3 protein-coding genes are annotated in these 3296 nt (G+C 71.9%); all 3 read right to left on the minus strand.

From position 1 onward, the window contains the following. Positions 1–52 precede the first annotated feature (52 nt). Positions 53–1144: a cellulase family glycosylhydrolase gene (locus tag AB0E14_RS39555; RefSeq protein WP_362430381.1), complete on the minus strand. Its 1092-nt coding sequence runs from the start codon at positions 1142–1144 to the stop codon at positions 53–55. Between the two features lie 53 nt (positions 1145–1197). Further along, on the minus strand, positions 1198–1959 hold the full coding sequence (locus AB0E14_RS39560; protein WP_362430387.1) for a class I SAM-dependent methyltransferase: 762 nt from the start codon (positions 1957–1959) through the stop codon (positions 1198–1200). Between the two features lie 31 nt (positions 1960–1990). Beyond that, on the minus strand, positions 1991–3296 hold a 1306-nt coding region (locus tag AB0E14_RS39565; protein WP_362430384.1), incomplete at its 5' end, for a pyridoxal phosphate-dependent aminotransferase family protein.

Genomic DNA, 3296 nt, shown 5'->3' on the forward strand with positions numbered 1-3296 from the left:
GCCTGGCCCACCCTCACCGACCGCTACCTCGACCTCTTCCGATCACTCCCCCTCACACCGACCCACGCCTGAGACCGGCGATCGCGTCGCGCAGGGCGCCAAGTGCGGGTTTCGCCGTTCCGTCGGCCCTGCGCAGGCCGAAGAAGTTCTCGCTGTCCCGTCGGTCGGTGCTGAGATCGCGCTCGGCGTACCAGATCAGTGCCGCGACGTACGGGGTCGCGGCCGCCGTACGCACGCCGTCCGCGGCGATCTGCGCCTGACGCTCCTCGGACACGTGCGTGGTGTCCGGCCCGACCGTTCCCGGCGCGCCGTCCGACGAAGTGCCGGGACCGTTCGTCGGCGCGCCGAACTCGGTGATCCAGACAGGCATCTCCGGGGTCCCGTTCGCGGCGAGCACGCTCCTCAGGCTGTCCCGCGTGCCGTCGATCCGCTCCCAGGGGGTGCCCCAGGGCGTCACGTCACTCGCCAGGAACGGGTACGTGTACGGGTGGTAGGCGATGGCCTCCACGAGATGGTTGCCGCCGCGCGCCGACACCTCCCGCAAGAACGCGGTCTCGGAGATGTCGCCGTCCTTCGTGCTGGTCGCCGCAAGACCGCCCAGGATGACGTACGCCCCCGGGTCGCTGTTCCGCAAGGTCTGGCTGGTCTCCCTCAGCAGCTCCGTGTAGGCGCCCGCGTCGGGCGCGGGTTTCCAGGACGCGACGAGGTTCGGCTCGTTCCATACTTCCCATGTGTGGACCCCGCTCGGCGCGTAGCGCGTCGCGGCGGCGCCGGCGAAAGCGGCGAAGTCCCTCGCGTCGGCCGGCCGGCAGTGCTTGCTCGCGCAGCCGGCGGGGCGCGCCCACTCCGGTGTGAAGCCGAGAACGGGCAGGAGGGTCAGGCCGCGTTCTTCGACCGCCGTGACGACCCGGTCGAACGCGTCCCACCGGTAGGTGTCCGGCCCGTCCGGTTGGATGTTCGTCCACGCCAGATCCGCCCGCACCCACTGCGCGCCCACCTCGACGGCATCGTCGAGGGCGGCGCCGAGGTCCCGGTCGGACATCCAGATCAGACGATCGCCATAGGCGATCCCCACACGCAGACCCTCGGGGGTCCGGGACGCGCATCCCGTGGCCAGGAGCGCCACAGCCATCAACGTGATCACCGCCATGAGCGTGAGGGATCGAAGACGTCGGTGGTTGCCTGCCATTGGCCCTCCTAACGCGGGGACTCCGCCGCCGCGGTCCGCGCTCGTCGGGCCGTCAGGAGGAGCACGCCCGTGTCGCCGTACTCGGGCAGTGTGCGGTCCTTGGACACCCGTGTGATGCGCAGGTCGTCGGTGAGGGGTTCGAAGACGGACCGGAGCGCTCCCTCGTCCACCGGGCAGGCGGGCCAGCGGGGCCCGCTGCCGATGCGGTAGCTGGGCATGCGTTCCATGAAGGCGGCGACGAGGTGTCCGCCGGGCCGCACCGAGCCGACGAAGACCCCGCACAGGGCGGCCACTTCGACGAAGTCCTCGGTGACGCTCTCGGCGACGAAGTTCATCGAGGCGAGGTCGTAGCTCCCGGGCGCGAGGTCGTCGGCGTCGCCGGGCACGATCCGGACCCGGGTGAGCGCCTCGGCCGCGGTGGCGGGCAGTGCGGGGTCGAGGGTGCGGCAGAGCGTGTAGAAGGGCTGCCAGCTCTCGTCGGGTCCTCGGTCGAGCTGGCCGCGGAGGTAGCGGACGCTGGCCCTGCTGGGTTCGAGCGCGTCGATGCGCCGGCTCGCCGCCGCGGCGAGCATGAGCGGGTACAGGTTGGGGCCCGCGCCGAACTCCAGGGTGCGGGCGAGGCTCGCGGGGGCGAACCGCCGGTAGAAGGCCGAGTGGTGGTGGATGACGCCGATGTCGCAGGGGTGCAGCCGCCGGTAGTTCTCCGCCAGGTAGTCGGCGACCGGCCAGGCGTTCCAGTCGGCGTCGCGGTTCCGCCGGGGCGCCCGCATGGGCGCGGCCCGGCTCACCGGGCTGCCCGGTTCATCGGGGCTCCGGCGGCCGGCCGGCGGAGACGCCGCCGGGGCGCGGGGACGGGGCTTGCTGCAGTCCGTACCGGTGCGAGAGTTCGGTGAGCGCCGCGTTGAGCTGGTCGATCTCCTCGTCGGTGTTGGCGGCGGTGACCTGGATCCGGAATCCCACCCGGTTGCGCGGGACGAGCGGATAGCTGGCCAGGGTGACGTAGATGCCCCGCTGCCACAGGAACGAGGCCACGGCTTCGAGGTCCTGTGCGTCGGCGAGCGGGATCTCGATGATCGGCAGGCCGTCGGTGTTGGGGGTGTCGATGCCCAGGGCGCGGACGTGGTCGAGGACCCGGGTGGTCTTGCGGTACAGGTCCGCCCGGATCGACTCGCCACGCTCGGCGTTGACGTCGAGCCCGGCGAGGGCGGTGGCGAGCGAGGCCGTCGGGGAGGGACCGGAGTAGAGGTAGGGGGCGGCCGCGACCTTGAGGTGGTCCTTCAGCCTGCGCGGCAGGGCGAGGAAGGCGAGCAGCGAGGAGTACGCCTTGGAGAAGCCGCCGACGAGCACCAGTCCCTCGTAACTCTCGCCGAGGTGGCGGACGATGCTGTTGCCGCGCGCGCCCCAGGGGGAGGTCTCGCCGGATTCCCGTTGACCGATCACGCCGAAGCCGTGCGCGTCGTCGACGTACAGCAGGGCGCCGTTCTCGCGGCAGATCCGGGCGATCTCGCGCAGGTCGGGGAAGTTGCCGGTCATGCTGTTGACGCCGTCCATGCAGACGAGTCGGCCGGTGTCGCCGGGCAGGGACCTCAGTTGCATCTCCAGCTCCCACGGGCTGTCGGCGTGGAAGCGCTGCAGGGTGGCGCCCTGGGCCCGGGCCACCACACAGGCGTCGTACACCGTGCGATGGGCCTGGGCCTCGACGTAGACGTGTCCGGTGCCGGCGAGCAGCGGGACGACCGACTGGTGGATCAGGGTGATGGTCGGCAGCAGCAGGGTGTCGGGCGCGCCGAGCAGTTCGGTCAGCCGTTCCTCGATCGCCGGGTAGAGCCGGGGGCTGCCGATGAGCCGGGACCAGCTGGGGTGGGTTCCCCAGCTTCTGACCTGGGGGTCGATCGCCGCCATGATGTCCGGGTCGAGGTCGAAGCCGAGATAGTTGCAGGAGGCGAAGTCGACGAGCCACTGGTCGTCGACGCGGAGCCTGCGGCCGTCGATCTCGTCGATGACGGCGTCGCACATCGGGCTGGTCCGCTTCAGGCGCGCCAGGTCGAGCCATCGGGGGTCGCGCCGGGCGGGGCCCCGGCGCGCGGGGCCCCCCGCCGGCGGGGGC

It is taken from the genome of Streptomyces sp. NPDC047981 (assembly GCF_040653315.1).
Taxonomy (GTDB): domain Bacteria; phylum Actinomycetota; class Actinomycetes; order Streptomycetales; family Streptomycetaceae; genus Streptomyces.

Bases quoted from the DNA above. Each gene is read 5' to 3' on its own strand.
- AB0E14_RS39560 (WP_362430387.1), bottom strand. From the start codon at position 1,959: ATGCGGGCGCCCCGGCGGAACCGCGACGCCGACTGGAACGCCTGGCCG.